General features: G+C 61.1%; 12 protein-coding genes and 1 tRNA gene. 1 reads left to right on the top strand and 12 read right to left on the bottom strand.

Annotation, left to right across the window (positions count from 1 at the left end; all coding sequences use genetic code 11):
• Nucleotides 1-78 precede the first annotated feature (78 nt).
• On the top strand, nt 79-1,662 hold the full coding sequence (locus tag IP92_RS29240) for an outer membrane protein assembly factor BamB family protein (protein ID WP_145882144.1): 1,584 nt from the start codon (nt 79-81) through the stop codon (nt 1,660-1,662).
• Between the two features lie 115 nt (nt 1,663-1,777).
• Here IP92_RS29240 and IP92_RS29235 read toward each other — a convergent pair whose 3' ends face one another.
• The 12 genes from IP92_RS29235 to IP92_RS29180 all read right to left on the bottom strand — a co-directional run.
• A complete protein-coding gene (locus IP92_RS29235) occupies nt 1,778-2,008 on the bottom strand; it encodes a hypothetical protein (protein WP_145882141.1) in 231 nt (76 codons plus the stop codon).
• Between the two features lie 121 nt (nt 2,009-2,129).
• Nucleotides 2,130-2,372: a hypothetical protein gene (locus IP92_RS29230; RefSeq protein WP_145882139.1), complete on the bottom strand. Its 243-nt coding sequence runs from the start codon at nt 2,370-2,372 to the stop codon at nt 2,130-2,132.
• 160 nt (nt 2,373-2,532) lie between these two features.
• Nucleotides 2,533-6,777, bottom strand: a complete 4,245-nt coding sequence (gene rpoC / locus IP92_RS29225) for a DNA-directed RNA polymerase subunit beta' (RefSeq protein WP_145882137.1) — start codon at nt 6,775-6,777, stop codon at nt 2,533-2,535.
• 138 nt (nt 6,778-6,915) lie between these two features.
• Entirely contained in the window at nt 6,916-11,025 is a 4,110-nt protein-coding gene (gene rpoB, locus IP92_RS29220) for a DNA-directed RNA polymerase subunit beta (protein WP_145882135.1), read from the bottom strand.
• 273 nt (nt 11,026-11,298) lie between these two features.
• Nucleotides 11,299-11,676 (bottom strand): 50S ribosomal protein L7/L12, encoded by a 378-nt coding sequence (rplL, locus tag IP92_RS29215; protein ID WP_145882133.1) that lies wholly within the window; start codon nt 11,674-11,676, stop codon nt 11,299-11,301.
• Between the two features lie 61 nt (nt 11,677-11,737).
• Nucleotides 11,738-12,268, bottom strand: coding sequence for a 50S ribosomal protein L10 (gene rplJ / locus IP92_RS29210; protein ID WP_145882131.1), 531 nt, complete (start codon nt 12,266-12,268; stop codon nt 11,738-11,740).
• 249 nt (nt 12,269-12,517) lie between these two features.
• Nucleotides 12,518-13,213, bottom strand: a complete 696-nt coding sequence (gene rplA / locus IP92_RS29205) for a 50S ribosomal protein L1 (RefSeq protein WP_145882129.1) — start codon at nt 13,211-13,213, stop codon at nt 12,518-12,520.
• Between the two features lie 2 nt (nt 13,214-13,215).
• Nucleotides 13,216-13,647 (bottom strand): 50S ribosomal protein L11, encoded by a 432-nt coding sequence (gene rplK / locus IP92_RS29200; RefSeq protein ID WP_145882126.1) that lies wholly within the window; start codon nt 13,645-13,647, stop codon nt 13,216-13,218.
• A gap of 102 nt (nt 13,648-13,749) precedes the next feature.
• Complete coding sequence (gene nusG, locus IP92_RS29195) at nt 13,750-14,370, bottom strand: transcription termination/antitermination protein NusG (RefSeq protein ID WP_145882124.1); 621 nt, start codon at nt 14,368-14,370, stop codon at nt 13,750-13,752.
• Nucleotides 14,370-14,753: a preprotein translocase subunit SecE gene (secE, locus tag IP92_RS29190; protein WP_145882122.1), complete on the bottom strand. Its 384-nt coding sequence runs from the start codon at nt 14,751-14,753 to the stop codon at nt 14,370-14,372. Before secE ends, nusG begins: the two co-directional genes overlap by 1 nt.
• 37 nt (nt 14,754-14,790) lie before the next feature.
• Nucleotides 14,791-14,866: transfer RNA gene (locus tag IP92_RS29185), tRNA-Trp, on the bottom strand.
• 91 nt (nt 14,867-14,957) lie between these two features.
• Nucleotides 14,958-15,699 (bottom strand): EF-Tu C-terminal domain-related protein (locus tag IP92_RS29180; RefSeq protein ID WP_260072028.1); only part of this gene is annotated, 742 nt, incomplete at its 5' end.

Here is a 15,699-nt window from a genome sequence, read left to right as displayed (position 1 = left end):
CCTGAGGGTTCAAATATGAAAGCTTAGTTGCATATTAGCAATCATGGTATAGTGGCGTCCCATTCTGACACACACACCATGAAACATATCAGCAGCGTTCTCCTCCTGGCCGCGTTGACGGCTTGCGGCGGTGGCGGCGGCGACGCCTCAGGCACGTCCCCCGCACCGACTCCTACTCAACCTCCTTCGTCAGGCGGGCCGATTGCGTTCACGCCAGCACGTATTGACGTCAAGATGACGGAAGGCGAAGACCCCGAAATCACGCTGCTGGCCGAGGCGACCCACGATCTGCCGGGGAAGGTCAATGTGGCCATCGTCGATACCGTTGGCGTTTTCTCGTCGGAGATGTCGATTCGCGCTTGGAATACGCACAGCTATTCGGCGTACCTGCATACGGCGAAAGGATTGGGGGCGGGCATACATGAGGGCACGCTGACAGTGAAACTCTGCCAGGACGATGCAAAGATCTGCGCGCAGCCGCACGCCGGCTCGCCGATCGCATTGCCTTACAGAGTGGAAGTAAAATCGTTCGGCGGCACCCTGAGCGCGCTGGCGCCAGACCCCGCCGCGGCTGAATGGCTGACGGATAAAGGAGACTTGCGCCGCACGGGTTACGTCAACACGTCTGTCAACGTGTCCCGGCTGGGGCCGCGCTTCTCATGGACGGCGCCGGACGGCAGCGCTGCCGTCGTCCCGGTGATTCAGGCTGGCATTGCGTACGTGACCACGAAAAAAGGCATGTATGCGATCGACGAGCAATCCGGTGCCACCAGGTGGCGTTACACTCCCGCCAATGCGTCGTCGCTGACCGGTGTATCCAGGCCAGCCGTGTCGGGAACCCGGGTCTACGCTTCGTTCGATTACAACCAGTACACGAACCTGGACAGCGTGGACAGCGCCACTGGCACCTTCGTGCGTACCCTGCCATCGTGGAAAGCCAGTATGTCTACCGCTCCGGCTGTCGACGGCAATCTGCTCGTCAGCAAGCAGGACGGCGGCTCGTTGCAAGCAGTCGACACGAGTGGCCAGACATATTCCGTACAGTTGCGGGGTTCCAGCCAGTGGGCCGTTAGCGCACCGCCGGTGATCCACGGGTCGGCGATCTATACCTACACCGGCGGCGGACTATACGTTCTAAACCGCGGCAACCTTGCGGAAATCCAGCGCATCGAAGGGTCCGTTGCACAACTGGACTTCGGCGCAGATGCAATGATGCTCGACGACACGCATATGGCAGTCATCGAGAACGATATGTATGGCAACCTTGCAGCCGCAACCCTCACGTCGTTCGACATCGCTTCGGCAAAGATCGCCTGGTCCGTCAAGGGCGGGTTTGAGCAGATCGCCGCTGCCGGAAAAACAATCTATGCTGCGCGGAACGACCGGGTGGCGGCCATCGATGCGGCCACGGGCACTGAGCTGTGGTCGTGGCCGATCCCGGCCGGAGCTCCGCGAAAAGACGACGCTGCCACCGTGTACGATCTGCTGGCGACCAACAATGTCCTGTTCGTCGCGCTCGCTAACTCCGTGTACGCGGTCGACCTGGCAACCAGGACATCCGTCTGGTCCGCAACTGTCGGCGGCCACCTGGCATTGTCGAAGAACGGGGTTCTGTACGTGGCCGACGGCAAGTCGCCGCTGCGGGCGTTCAACGTCCGCTGAGCGTTACAAAGTACAACGAAAACGGCACCGTCCAGGTGCCGTTTTCTTTTAGCGGCCCGCAGTCGATGTCATGCGGCTGTATCGTGCGCTCTGGTCGCACATGCCGCTGGCCACCTCAGCGCGCGGCACGCCGCTCGCTGAGGTAGGCCAGGATGAACAGCAGGAACCCGCCCAGGCAGGACAGCGCGTACCAGCCGAGCGGCGGCGGAGGCATCGTCATCGAACCGTTCGAACGCACCACTTCCGCCAGCATCGCCTGCATCACGTGCAGCTGGTAGGCGTAGCCGGCGATCGGCGCGGCGATCAGGATCATGCCGCATAGCAGTGCGGCGATGGGGAACTTCATTGACTGTCTCCTTGGGATCTTGTGATGTGCAGGGCCGGCGGGCATAGCACTCGCGGGGCCGCGACAGTCTCTCCGTTTATCACGAGCCGTACCACGCGGCCACGGCGCCACGCCCGAGCGCTCACCGCAACATGGCGGGCGCAAACAGGCTCGCGATCGACAGGAAGCCGCAAGTGAGGGCGATGACGCTGCATACGACGACGGCCTTGCCGTCGGTATGCCCCTCCTTCCAGCGCAGCCAGAAATAGCCGGGGCTCGAATGCCCTTCCTTCTTGTAGCGGCGCTGATAGTGAAGGTTCACGGCGGCGCAGACGAACACGATGGCCGTCATGAGCGGCCGGATCTCGGCGAGAAAGGCAAGCATGGGGATTCCGTGGTTGGACGATGGTCCAGCATAGCACCGGCGCGTTCGCGGGATTCTCTCCAAAACTCACGCCAGCCCGGTTCGCCCGGATTGGCGGGACGAAAAAAAACGGCACCCGAAGGTGCCGTCTTCATGTGCAGCCCGAAGGCTACGGTAACGCTTAGATCTCGCCAGCGTCGTGCTGATGCTGCACGATCTCCGGAGCGTCGGACACTTCTTCCGCACCGGCCATCGCTGCGCGCTCGGCTTGCAGCAGGGCGTTGCGTTCTTCCGCTTCCCACACTTCCTTCTCGCGACGGGCGCGGTGGAACGCCAGACCCGTACCGCCAGGGATCAGGCGGCCGACGATGACGTTTTCCTTCAGGCCGCGCAGACCATCGCGCTTGCCCATGATCGCCGCTTCCGTCAGCACGCGGGTGGTTTCCTGGAACGATGCGGCCGAGATGAACGAGTCGGTCGACAGCGATGCCTTGGTAATACCAAGCAGCACGTTCTCGTACGTCGCCGGCAGCTTGCCCTGGGCGATGACCTTGTCGTTCTCTTCCAGCAGTTCCGAGCGTTCCACCTGCTCGCCGACGATGTAGTCGGTGTCGCCGGCGTTGGTGATCTGCACGCGGCGCAGCATCTGGCGAACGATCACCTCGATGTGCTTGTCGTTGATCTTCACGCCCTGCAGACGGTACACGTCCTGCACTTCGTCGACGATGTAACGCGCCAGCGCTTCGATGCCCAGCAGACGGAGGATGTCCTGCGGATCGGCCGGGCCGTCCACGATCATCTCGCCCTTGTTCACCACCTGGCCGTCGTGCACCAGCACCTGCTTGTCCTTCGTGATCAGGAACTCGTGCTTGTTGCCGTCCATGTCGGTGATTTCCAGGCGCTGCTTGCCCTTCGTCTCCTTGCCGAATGCCACCGTACCGGTGACTTCCGCCAGCATGCCCGCGTCTTTCGGCGAACGTGCTTCGAACAGTTCGGCCACGCGCGGCAGACCACCGGTAATGTCACGGGTCTTCTGCGATTCGGTCGGGATACGTGCCAGCACTTCACCCACCGAAACCTGCTGACCGTCCTTCACCATGATCAGTGCGCCGACCTGGAAGCCGATCGCCACTGCGTGTTCGGTGCCGGCGATCTTCACTTCCTGGCCGTCTTCGTTCAGCAGTTTCACCTGCGGACGCATCGTCTTCGTCAGCGAGCCGCGGCGTTTCGCGTCGATCACGACGAGCGTTGCCAGACCGGTCACTTCGTCGACCTGACGGGCCACGGTCACGCCTTCCTCGACGTTCTCGAAGCGCACCGTACCGGCGTACTCGGTAATGATCGGACGGGTCAGCGGATCCCACGTCGCCAGCGGTGCGCCGGCCTTGATCGTCATGCCATCCTTGACGATCAGCGTGGCGCCGTACGGTACCTTGTGGCGCTCGCGCTCACGGCCATGGTCGTCCGTGATCAGCACTTCGCCGGAGCGGGAAATGACGATCTGCGCGCCCTTGCCGTTCGTGACGTAACGCATCGTGGCCGTGAAGCGCACGGTACCGTTCGACTTGGCTTCGACGGACGAAGCGACAGCCGCACGCGATGCCGCACCACCGATGTGGAACGTACGCATCGTCAGCTGGGTACCCGGTTCGCCGATCGACTGTGCCGCCACAACGCCGACCGCTTCGCCGGTGTTGACCAGCATGCCGCGGCCCAGGTCGCGGCCGTAGCACTTCGCGCACAGGCCGTAGCGCGTGTCGCAGGTCAGCGGCGTGCGGACCTTGACTTCGTCGATGCCCATGCGTTCGATCTCTTCGACCATGTCCTCGTCCAGCAGCGTGCCGGCTTCGTACACGGTTTCCTGGGTCTCAGGATTGACCACGTCGTTGTTCGCCACGCGGCCCAGGATACGGTCGCGCAGTGCCTCGATGACTTCACCGCCTTCGACCATCGCCTTCATCAGCGTGCCGTTGGAGGTGCCGCAATCGTCTTCCGTCACGACCAGATCCTGCGTCACGTCGACCAGACGACGCGTCAGGTAACCCGAGTTTGCCGTCTTCAGTGCCGTATCGGCCAGACCCTTACGGGCGCCGTGGGTCGAGATGAAGTACTGCAGAACGTTCAGGCCTTCGCGGAAGTTCGCGGTAATCGGCGTTTCGATAATGGAGCCGTCCGGCTTCGCCATCAGGCCGCGCATACCGGCCAGCTGACGGATCTGGGCTGCGGAACCCCGCGCGCCCGAGTCGGCCATCATGTAAATCGCGTTGAACGATTCCTGCGTCGACTTGGTACCGTCGCGCTTGACGACGTCCTCGACCTTCAGCTGGTCCATCATCGCCTTGCCGACTTCATCGGAGGTCTTGCCCCAGATGTCGACGACCTTGTTGTAGCGCTCGCCCGCGGTCACGAGACCGGAAGCGTACTGCTGTTCGATCTGCTTCACTTCCGACTCGGCGGTGGCGATCAGCGACTTCTTCACGTCAGGCACCAGCATGTCGTCCACGCAGATCGAGATACCGGCACGCGTTGCCAGGCGGAAGCCCGACTGCATCAGCTGGTCGGCGAACACCACGGTGGCGCGCAGGCCGCACTTGCGGAACGACGTGTTGATCAGCTTGCTGATTTCCTTCTTCTTCAGCGGACGGTTCAGCACGCTGAACGGCAGGCCTTTCGGCAGGATCTCGGACAGGATCGCGCGGCCGACCGTCGTTTCGTAACGGGTCAGCGTACGGACGAACTCGCCCGTCGCCGGATCCTTCGGATTCTCGACGATACGCACCGTGATGCGGGTGGCCAGTTCGACTTCCTTGTTGTCGTACGCGCGGATCACTTCCGACACGTCCGGGAACAGCATGCCTTCGCCCTTGGCGTTGATCGCTTCGCGGGTCGCGTAGTACAGACCCAGCACGATATCCAGGGACGGCACGATCGACGGCTCGCCGTTCGACGGGAACAGGATGTTGTTCGACGCCAGCATCAGCGTACGCGCTTCCATCTGTGCTTCGATCGACAGCGGGACGTGGACTGCCATCTGGTCACCGTCGAAGTCGGCGTTGAACGCCGCGCAGACCAGCGGGTGCAGCTGGATTGCCTTACCTTCGATCAGCACCGGCTCGAACGCCTGGATACCCAGACGGTGCAGCGTCGGCGCACGGTTCAGCATGACCGGGTGTTCCTTGATGACTTCTTCCAGGATGTCCCAGACCACCGGCTCTTGTTGTTCGACGAGCTTCTTCGCGGCCTTGATGGTCGTTGCGAGACCCATCAGTTCCAGCTTGTTGAAGATGAACGGCTTGAACAGCTCGAGGGCCATCAGCTTCGGCAGACCGCACTGGTGCAGCTTCAGCTGCGGGCCCACCACGATGACCGAACGGCCCGAGTAGTCGACGCGTTTACCCAGCAGGTTTTGACGGAAGCGGCCGCCCTTACCCTTGATCATTTCAGCCAGCGACTTCAGCGGACGCTTGTTGGCGCCGGTCATCGCCTTGCCGCGACGGCCGTTGTCCAGCAGCGAGTCCACTGCTTCCTGCAGCATGCGCTTTTCGTTACGCGTAATGATTTCCGGAGCGCGCAGTTCCATCAGGCGCTTCAGACGGTTGTTACGGTTGATGACGCGGCGATACAGGTCGTTCAGGTCGGACGTCGCGAAACGGCCGCCATCCAGCGGGACCAGCGGGCGCAGTTCCGGCGGCAGCACCGGCAGCACTTCCATGATCATCCACTCGGGCTTGATGCCCGAACGCTGGAACGCCTCGAGCACTTTCAGGCGCTTGGCGTATTTCTTGATCTTCGCTTCGGACTTCGATTCCTTCAGCTCCACGCGCAGCGTTTCGGCATCGCGGTGGATGTCGATCGAGCGCAGCAGTTCACGGATACCCTCGGCACCCATGTAGGCGGTGAAGTCGTCGCCGTACTCTTCGTACTTGGCGGCGTAATCGTCTTCCGACATGATCTGGCACTTCTTCAGCGGCGTCATGCCCGGATCGGTCACGACGTATGCTTCGAAGTACAGCACGCGTTCGATGTCGCGCAGCGTCATGTCCAGGACCATGCCCAGGCGCGACGGCAGCGACTTCAGGAACCAGATGTGGGCGACGGGCGAGGCCAGCTCGATATGGCCCATGCGCTCACGGCGCACCTTCGCCAGCGTGACTTCGACGCCGCACTTCTCGCAGATCACGCCGCGGTGCTTCAGGCGCTTGTACTTGCCGCACAGGCACTCGTAGTCCTTGATCGGGCCAAAGATCTTGGCGCAGAACAGGCCGTCGCGTTCCGGCTTGAAGGTACGGTAGTTGATGGTTTCCGGCTTCTTGACTTCGCCGTAGGACCACGAACGGATTTTCTCAGGCGAAGCGAGACCGATCTTGATCGCGTCGAAGGTCTCGTTTTGCTGTACTTGCTTGAATAGATCGAGCAGGGCTTTCATGTATCACTCCAGTAGTGATGAATTCTTCAGTTTTTCCCGCTGCTTTCACTGCAGCGGGTCGTGCAGGCGTTAAAACCAGAGGCGGAAACCTGGGGTCAGACCCGGCGGGTCTGACCCCTGCATCTGCCGTTGGTTTTATCAGGTACGTTCCAGGTCGATATCGATACCCAGGGAACGGATTTCCTTCACCAGCACGTTGAACGATTCCGGCATGCCGGCATCGATCACGTGATCGCCCTTGACGAGGTTCTCGTACACCTTCGTACGGCCGTTCACGTCGTCGGACTTCACGGTCAGCATTTCCTGCAGCACGTACGACGCGCCGTATGCTTCCAGTGCCCACACCTCCATCTCACCGAAGCGCTGGCCGCCGAACTGGGCTTTACCACCCAGCGGCTGCTGCGTCACCAGCGAGTACGGACCGGTCGAGCGGGCGTGCATCTTGTCGTCGACCAGGTGGTGCAGCTTCAGCATGTGCATCACGCCGACGGTGACCTTGCGCTCGAACGCTTCGCCGGTGCGGCCGTCGTACATCGTGACCTGGTTCTTCGACGGGGTCATGCCCAGCTTCTGAGCGATCTCGTCCGGATACGCCAGGTCCAGCATGCGGCGGATTTCCGACTCGTGCGCGCCGTCGAACACCGGCGTCGCGAACGGCACACCCTTCTTCAGGTTGTGCGCCAGCTTCATGATCTCTTCGTCGGACAGGCTCGCGATGTCTTCCTTGGCGCCGGACTCGTTGTACACGGTCGTCAGGTACTTGCGCATCTCTTCGACCTTGATCTGCTGTGCCAGCATTTCGCCGATACGGATGCCCAGGCCCTTCGCTGCCCAGCCCAGGTGGGTTTCCAGGATCTGACCCACGTTCATCCGCGACGGAACGCCCAGCGGGTTCAGCACGACGTCGGCCGGCGTACCGTCGGCCATGTACGGCATGTCTTCCACCGGCACGATACGCGAGACCACACCCTTGTTACCGTGGCGGCCCGCCATCTTGTCGCCCGACTGCAGGCGGCGCTTGACGGCCAGGTACACCTTGACCATCTTCTGCACGCCAGGCTGCAGCTCGTCGCCCTGCGTCAGCTTCTTGCGCTTCTCTTCGAAGGCCAGGTCGAACTGGTGGCGCTTCTCGTTGATCGATTCCTTGATCGCTTCCAGGGCCGTTGCCGCGTCGTCGTCCGCAGGGCGGATGTCGAACCAGTGGTACTTGTCCAGATCGTCCAGGTATTCCTTCGTGATCTGGGCACCCTTCGCCAGCTTCTTCGGACCGCCGTTGACGACTTTACCGATCAGCATCTTCTCGAGACGCTGGAACGCGTCGCCTTCAACGATACGCATCTGGTCGTTCAGGTCCAGGCGGTAGCGCTTCAGCTCGTCGTCGATGATCTGCTGGGCGCGCTTGTCGCGCGGGATGCCTTCGCGGGTGAACACCTGCACGTCGATGACGGTACCGACCATGCCGGACGGCACGCGCAGCGACGTATCCTTCACGTCGGATGCCTTCTCGCCGAAGATCGCGCGCAGCAGCTTCTCTTCCGGCGTCAGTTGCGTTTCGCCCTTCGGCGTCACTTTACCGACCAGCGTGTCGCCGGCCTGCACTTCGGCGCCGATGTACACGATGCCCGATTCGTCCAGGCGGGCCAGCTGGTTTTCCGCCAGGTTCGAGATGTCGCGGGTGATCTCTTCGGCACCCAGCTTCGTGTCACGTGCCACGACGGACAGTTCTTCGATGTGGATCGACGTGTAACGGTCGTCTTTCACGACGTTTTCCGAGATCAGGATCGAGTCCTCGAAGTTCAGGCCGTTCCACGGCATGAACGCCACGGTCATGTTCTGGCCCAGTGCCAGCTCGCCCAGGTCGGTCGATGCGCCGTCGGCGATCACGTCGCCCTTGGCCACGCGGTCGCCCACTTGCACGATCGGACGCTGGTTGATGTTGGTGTTCTGGTTCGAACGGGTGTACTTGATCAGGTTGTAGATGTCCACGCCGACTTCGCCGGCTTGCGCCTCGTCGTCGTTCACGCGGATCACCACGCGGCCCGCATCGATGTAGTCGACGACGCCGCCGCGCAGTGCCTGCACGGTGGTGCCCGAGTCGACCGCCACGGTGCGCTCGATACCGGTACCGACCAGCGCCTTTTCAGGACGCAGGCAAGGCACGGCCTGACGCTGCATGTTGGCGCCCATCAGTGCACGGTTCGCGTCATCGTGCTCCAGGAACGGAATCAGCGATGCCGCGACGGAGACGATCTGGCCCGGCGCGACGTCCATGTACTGGATGCGTTCCGGCGACACGAGGATCGTTTCGCCTGCTTCACGTGCCGACACCAGTTCGTCGATCAGCTGGCCTTCGTCGTTGATCTTGGCGTTTGCCTGGGCAATGATGTAACGGCCTTCTTCGATCGCCGACAGGTAATCGATCTTGTCCGTGACCTTGCTGTTCTCGACCTTGCGGTACGGCGTTTCCAGGAAGCCGTATTCGTTCAGGCGGGCATACAGTGCCAGCGAGTTGATCAGGCCGATGTTCGGGCCTTCCGGCGTTTCGATCGGGCACACGCGGCCGTAGTGGGTCGGGTGCACGTCGCGCACCTCGAAGCCGGCGCGTTCGCGGGTCAGGCCGCCCGGGCCCAGTGCGGAGACGCGACGCTTGTGCGTGATCTCGGACAGCGGGTTGGTCTGGTCCATGAACTGCGACAGCTGCGACGAACCGAAGAACTCGCGGATTGCAGCCGAGATCGGCTTCGAGTTGATCAGGTCGTGCGGCATCAGGTTGTCCGCTTCGGCCTGGCCCAGGCGCTCCTTGACGGCGCGCTCCACGCGCACGAGGCCGGCGCGGAACTGGTTTTCGGCCAGCTCGCCCACGCAACGCACGCGGCGGTTACCCAGGTGATCGATGTCGTCCACTTCGCCGCGGCCATTGCGCAGCTCGACGAGGATCTTGATCACGGCCAGGATGTCGTCGTTCGACAGCGTCATCGTGCCCGTCAGTTCATCGCGGCCGATGCGGCGGTTGAACTTCATGCGGCCCACGGCGGACAGGTCGTAGCGGTCGGCGCTGTAGAACAGGCCGTTGAACAGCGCCTCCACCGATTCCTCGGTCGGTGGTTCGCCAGGACGCATCATGCGGTAGATCGCGACGCGGGCAGCGTTCTGGTCGGCCGTGTCGTCGATGCGCAGCGTCTGCGAGATGTAGGCGCCCTGGTCCAGGTCGTTCGTGTACAGCGTCTGGATCGAAGCGATGTTCGCTTCGCGCAGGCGGCCCAGCACTTCTTCGGTCAGCTCGTCGTTGGCGCTTGCCACCACTTCGCCCGTTTCCGGATCGACGATGTTCTTGGCCAGCACGCGGCCCAGCAGGTAGTCTTCCGGCACGGAGATGTGGGCGATGCCGGCCGCTTCGATTTCACGCACGTGCTTCGCGTTGATCCGCTTGTCCTTCGTGACGATCGTCTTGCCGTCCTTCGGATTGACGATGTCGAAGCGCGCGACTTCACCGCGCAGGCGTTCGGCCACGAACTCGAGTTCGCCGCCTTCCGAGCGCAGGTTGAAGTTGTCGAACACGAAGAAGTTCGCCAGGATCTGTTCCGGCGTCATGCCGATCGCCTTCAGCAGGATCGATACCGGCATCTTGCGGCGACGGTCGACGCGGAAGTACAGGATGTCCTTCGGGTCGAACTCGAAGTCCAGCCACGAGCCGCGGTAAGGAATGATACGGGCCGAGAACAGCAGCTTGCCGGACGAGTGCGTCTTGCCGCGGTCGTGCTCGAAGAACACGCCCGGCGAACGGTGCAGCTGGGACACGATGACACGCTCGGTGCCGTTGATCACGAACGAGCCGGTGGTCGTCATCAGGGGCAGTTCGCCCATGTAGACTTCCTGCTCCTTCATTTCCTTCACCACGGGTTTCGTCGGCGATTCCTTGTCCAGGATCACCAGGCGAACCTTGGCGCGCAGCGGGGAAGCAAACGTCAGGCCACGGAGTTGGCACTCTTTCACGTCGAAGGCAGGGTCGCCCAGCACGTAGGAGAGGAACTCCAGGCGTGCGAAACCGTTGTGCGAAACGATCGGGAAGATGGACGTAAAGGCCGATTGCAGGCCTTCGTTCTTGCGCTGGGCAACCGGAGTGTGCTCCTGCAAGAAGTTTTCGTAAGACTCGAGCTGGGTCGCCAGCAGGAACGGAACGTTGTGGACGTTGGCGCGCTTCGCGAATGATTTGCGAATGCGTTTCTTCTCAGTAAATGAGTAGTGCATGGACACTCCGTGAGTGACAGGAAAGGGTAGAAAATTCAGGTTTCGGCTTGTATGCTTGCGTTAGCCGAAGCACGCCAGATTCAGGCGAAACCTCAAGGCACTACCACCATCGTGTCGGGGACATCGAAAAGGTGCTGCGGGTACTGCAAAACAACGGTACTACGAAAATACGACAGAGACGACAAAGAAGCCAAAGCCGAACCTCCCCCTTTGCAGAGGCAGGTTCTAGGCTTTGGCTCAGGCGTTAGATGCTGCTTACGCCAATAATACTAATTACTTCAGGTCGGCCTTGGCGCCAGCTTCTTCCAGCTTCTTCTTGCCGGCTTCAGCGTCAGCTTTCGACAGGGCTTCCTTCACGGTCTTCGGTGCGCCGTCGACCAGGTCTTTGGCTTCTTTCAGGCCCAGACCGGTGATTTCACGCACGGCCTTGATGACGCCGACCTTGTTCGCGCCGACTTCGGACAGAACCAGGTTGAATTCGGTCTGCTCTTCAGCAGCAGCGGCGCCGGCAGCGGCACCACCAGCTGCCGGTGCTGCCATTGCAGCTGCCGACACGCCGAACTTCTCTTCGAAGGCCTTGACCAGGTCGTTCAGGTCCATCACGGACATTTCGGACACTGCGTTCAGGATATCGTCTTTGCTAATTGCCATTTGAAACTCCTAATTGATTTGTATGCTTACAGATTGATTACTTGACGAGAACGTGCGGCGCTTAGGCTGCAGCGGTTTCTTCGGCTGCCGGAGCAGCGTCGGAACCTTCGCTCTTCTTGGCTGCCAGGGCAGCCAGGCCACGTGCAAAGCCGGAAACCGGAGCCAGCATGACGCCCAACAGCTGCGAGATGAGGACTTCACGGCTCGGGATGCTCGCCAGTGCAGTCACGCCAGCCACGTCGAGCTGCTTGCCTGCATAGTTACCTGCCTTGACGACCAGCTTGTCGTTGGTTTTGGCGAAGTCGTTGATGACTTTCGCTGCTGCCACGGCGTCATCCGAGATCGAGTAGATCAGCGGACCGGTCATTGCATCGGCCAGGTTGGCGAACTGCGTGCCTTCGACAGAGCGACGAGCCAGCGTGTTCTTCAGAACACGCAGGTACACGCCCTGGGCACGCGCGGTTGCACGGAGTTTCGTCAAGTGAGCAACCTGGATGCCACGGTACTCAGCCACGACGATCGTTTGCGCAGTTGCTACTTTTGCGGAAACTTCGGCGACAACGGCCTTTTTGTCATTCAGATTGAGACCCACGGTCAATCTCCTTAAGAGATGCGAGAAAATTCCCGCATCGGTTTCGAACAACGGCGTCCGAGGTTAGGAGTCCAATGGACTGCAAAACTTGTTCGGGTACACCATCTGCGTTGGGAGCATCGCTGCTATTAACCGGAAGCCCGACTGCTGCTTCCAGCCCAACGGTCTTTGAAGGCCTGCCGCCCCTTCCGAGGCGACAGCCCAAAGATGCGCCCCGGGCCATGCGGCCCAAGGACTTCAATTTGATGCTTAGGCTGCCAGCGTGCCGTGGTCGACACGGACGCCTGCGCCCATCGTCGACGAGATCGACACTTTACGCAGGTACACGCCTTTCGACGAGGCCGGCTTGGCCTTGTTCAGGGCTTCGATCAGAGCGACCAGGTTGGTCTTCAGATCGGCGTCGCTGAACGACTTGCGGCCGATGGTCGCGTGGATGATACCGGCCTTGTCGGTACGGTACTGCACCTGACCAGCTTTGGCGTTCTTGACGGCGCCAGCCACGTCCGGGGTCACGGTACCGACTTTCGGGTTCGGCATCAGGCCGCGCGGGCCCAGGATCTGACCCAGCGTACCGACGATACGCATCGTGTCCGGCGAAGCGATCACGATGTCGAACGGCATGTCGCCAGCTTTGACGCGCTCAGCCAGGTCTTCCATACCGACGACGTCGGCGCCAGCGGCTTTAGCGGCTTCGGCTTTTTCGCCGGAAGCGAACACGGCCACGCGAACGGTCTTGCCGGTACCAGCCGGCAGCACGACGGAACCACGCACCACCTGGTCGGACTTCTTCGGGTCCACGCCCAGCTGGACGGACACGTCGATCGACTCGTTGAACTTGGCCGTTGCCAGTTCCTTGATCAGTGCGACAGCGTTGTCGAACGGGTACACTTTCGTGCGGTCTACTTTAGCCTTGATGGCTTGTGCGCGTTTGGACAGTTTTGCCATGATTAGAAGCCCTCAACGGTGATGCCCATGGAACGAGCGGAACCGGCGATGGTGCGCACAGCGGCATCCAGATCGGCGGCGGTCAGGTCCGGGGTCTTCAGTTTAGCGATCTCTTCCGCTTGAGCGCGGGTCAGCGTGCCGACCTTGTCGGTGTGCGGCTTCGCGGAGCCTTTTTGCACGCCCGAGTGCTTCTTGATCAGGAAGGTTGCCGGCGGGGTCTTCATCACGAAGGTGAACGACTTGTCCGCGAAGGCGGTGATCACCACCGGGATCGGCATGCCAGGTTCCATACCTTGGGTCTGCGCGTTGAACGCCTTGCAGAATTCCATGATGTTCAGGCCGCGTTGACCCAGAGCCGGGCCGATCGGAGGAGACGGGTTTGCCTTACCAGCCGGTACTTGCAGCTTGATAAAGCCAATGATTTTCTTTGCCATGATGGCTGTCCTATCGTTGGATTTGAGTGGTAGCGCCCCGCCGGTACAACATGGCAGGGCTCCTCGTACGGATTGAACGCTCCGTTAGGCGTTTTGGGGTGATCAGACCTTTTCGACCTGACCGAATTCGAGTTCGACGGGAGTGGCGCGGCCGAAGATCGTGACGGAGACGCGCACTTTGGACTTCTCGTAGTTGACTTCTTCGACGTTGCCGTTGAAGTCGGTGAACGGGCCATCCTTGATGCGGACTTGCTCGCCCACTTCGTACAGCACTTTCGGCCGCGGCTTCTCGACGCCTTCCTGCATCTGCGTCATGATCTTTTCGATCTCGCGGGCCGGAATCGGCGTCGGCTTGTTCGACTTGCCGCCGATGAAGCCGGTGACCTTGGCGGTGTTTTTCACCAGGTGCCAGGTCTCGTCCGTCATTTCCATTTCCACCAGCACATAGCCCGGGAAGAAACGGCGCTCGGTGACGGATTTCTGGCCATTCTTCACTTCAACGACCTCTTCGGTCGGAACGAGGATCTGGCCAAACTGATCTTGCATGCCGGCGCGTTCGACGCGCTCCATCAGGGCGCGCTGCACGCTTTTTTCCATACCGGAATAAGCATGCACGACGTACCAGCGCTTATTGCTGACTGGAACGCTGACCGGTGCGGCGGCTTCACCCGCTGCTGCTTCCGGCGCGGGAGCGTTCGCATTGTCTTGCACGTTATCGCCCATTATTTTTTCCAACCCAGGATTACGTCGTACAACAGGAATTCGAGCAACTTGTCGGTTCCCCACAGGAACAGCGCCATCACGACGACGAAGGCGAACACGATCAGCGTGATCTGCGTGGCTTCCTTACGCGTGGGCCACACGACTTTCTTCGTCTCGCGAACGGATTCTTTCGCAAAATTGATGAAATCGCGGCCGGTGGCGGAGGTGTAGGCAATGCCGACGGAAATAAGCAAACCAACCACAAGCGCGGCTGCCCGCACCAGGGTTGGTTGACCTGCCAGGTAGAAGAACCCGACTACGCCTGCAATCGCTGCAACCACCGCCAGCACGACCTTCAGCTTATCGCCGCTCGTGCCAACGGTTTGCACGGATTGATTAGACATTTCAGTTTTTACTTTCGGTGCCCTGCACCAGATTCGGTGGCAGGGGCGGAGGGCATCGAACCCCCAACCTTCGGTTTTGGAGACCGACGCTCTGCCAATTGAGCTACGCCCCTACGTAAAACTTTACTCGTGGAACCCGTTATTCTAGCACCCAACCAAGTTGGGTGCCAGAACTATTTTGGCCGGATTCCGATCGTCGCGCTATTAGGCGATGATCTTGGCAACCACGCCGGCGCCGACGGTACGGCCACCTTCGCGGATTGCGAAGCGCAGACCTTCTTCCATCGCGATCGGGGAGATCAGCTTGACCGTGATCGACACGTTGTCGCCCGGCATCACCATCTCTTTGTCGGCCGGCAGCTCGATCGAGCCGGTCACGTCCGTCGTACGGAAGTAGAACTGCGGACGGTAGTTGTTGAAGAACGGGGTGTGACGGCCACCTTCGTCTTTCGACAGCACGTAGATCTCGCCGGTGAAGTGGTTGTGCGGCTTGATCGAGCCCGGCTTGGCCAGAACCTGACCACGCTGGACGTCTTCGCGCTTCGTACCACGCAGCAGCAGGCCGACGTTGTCGCCAGCTTGACCTTGGTCCAGCAGCTTGCGGAACATTTCCACGCCGGTGCAGGTCGTCTTGACGGTGTCGACGATGCCGACGATTTCGATTTCTTCGCCGACCTTGATCACGCCGCGCTCGACACGACCGGTCACCACGGTACCGCGGCCGGAGATCGAGAACACGTCTTCCACCGGCATCAGGAACGTGCCGTCCACGGCGCGCTCAGGCGTCGGGATGTAGGTGTCCAGTGCATCGGCCAGACGCATGATGCAGTCTTCGCCCATCTCGCCCGGCTGGCCTTCCAGGGCCATACGTGCCGAACCTTTGATGATCGGCAGGTCGTCGCCAGGGAACTCGTACTTCGACAGCAGCTCGCGCACTTCCATTTCG

The sequence above is a fragment of the Pseudoduganella flava genome (assembly GCF_007830495.1).
Taxonomy (GTDB): Bacteria; Pseudomonadota; Gammaproteobacteria; order Burkholderiales; family Burkholderiaceae_D; genus Rugamonas; species Rugamonas flava.
Note: the sequence above shows the minus strand (reverse complement) of the source record. Positions and strands in the feature narration are given on the sequence as shown.

What these genes read in the sequence shown, in the direction of transcription:
- IP92_RS29240 (WP_145882144.1), top strand. Translation starts at nt 79, where the DNA reads ATGAAACATATCAGCAGCGTTCTCCTCCTGGCCGCGTTGACGGCTTGC.
- IP92_RS29235 (WP_145882141.1), bottom strand. Translation starts at nt 2,008, where the DNA reads ATGAAGTTCCCCATCGCCGCACTGCTATGCGGCATGATCCTGATCGCC.
- IP92_RS29230 (WP_145882139.1), bottom strand. Translation starts at nt 2,372, where the DNA reads ATGCTTGCCTTTCTCGCCGAGATCCGGCCGCTCATGACGGCCATCGTG.
- rpoC (WP_145882137.1), bottom strand. Translation starts at nt 6,777, where the DNA reads ATGAAAGCCCTGCTCGATCTATTCAAGCAAGTACAGCAAAACGAGACC.
- rpoB (WP_145882135.1), bottom strand. Translation starts at nt 11,025, where the DNA reads ATGCACTACTCATTTACTGAGAAGAAACGCATTCGCAAATCATTCGCG.
- rplL (WP_145882133.1), bottom strand. Translation starts at nt 11,676, where the DNA reads ATGGCAATTAGCAAAGACGATATCCTGAACGCAGTGTCCGAAATGTCC.
- rplA (WP_145882129.1), bottom strand. Translation starts at nt 13,213, where the DNA reads ATGGCAAAACTGTCCAAACGCGCACAAGCCATCAAGGCTAAAGTAGAC.
- rplK (WP_145882126.1), bottom strand. Translation starts at nt 13,647, where the DNA reads ATGGCAAAGAAAATCATTGGCTTTATCAAGCTGCAAGTACCGGCTGGT.
- nusG (WP_145882124.1), bottom strand. Translation starts at nt 14,370, where the DNA reads ATGGGCGATAACGTGCAAGACAATGCGAACGCTCCCGCGCCGGAAGCA.
- secE (WP_145882122.1), bottom strand. Translation starts at nt 14,753, where the DNA reads ATGTCTAATCAATCCGTGCAAACCGTTGGCACGAGCGGCGATAAGCTG.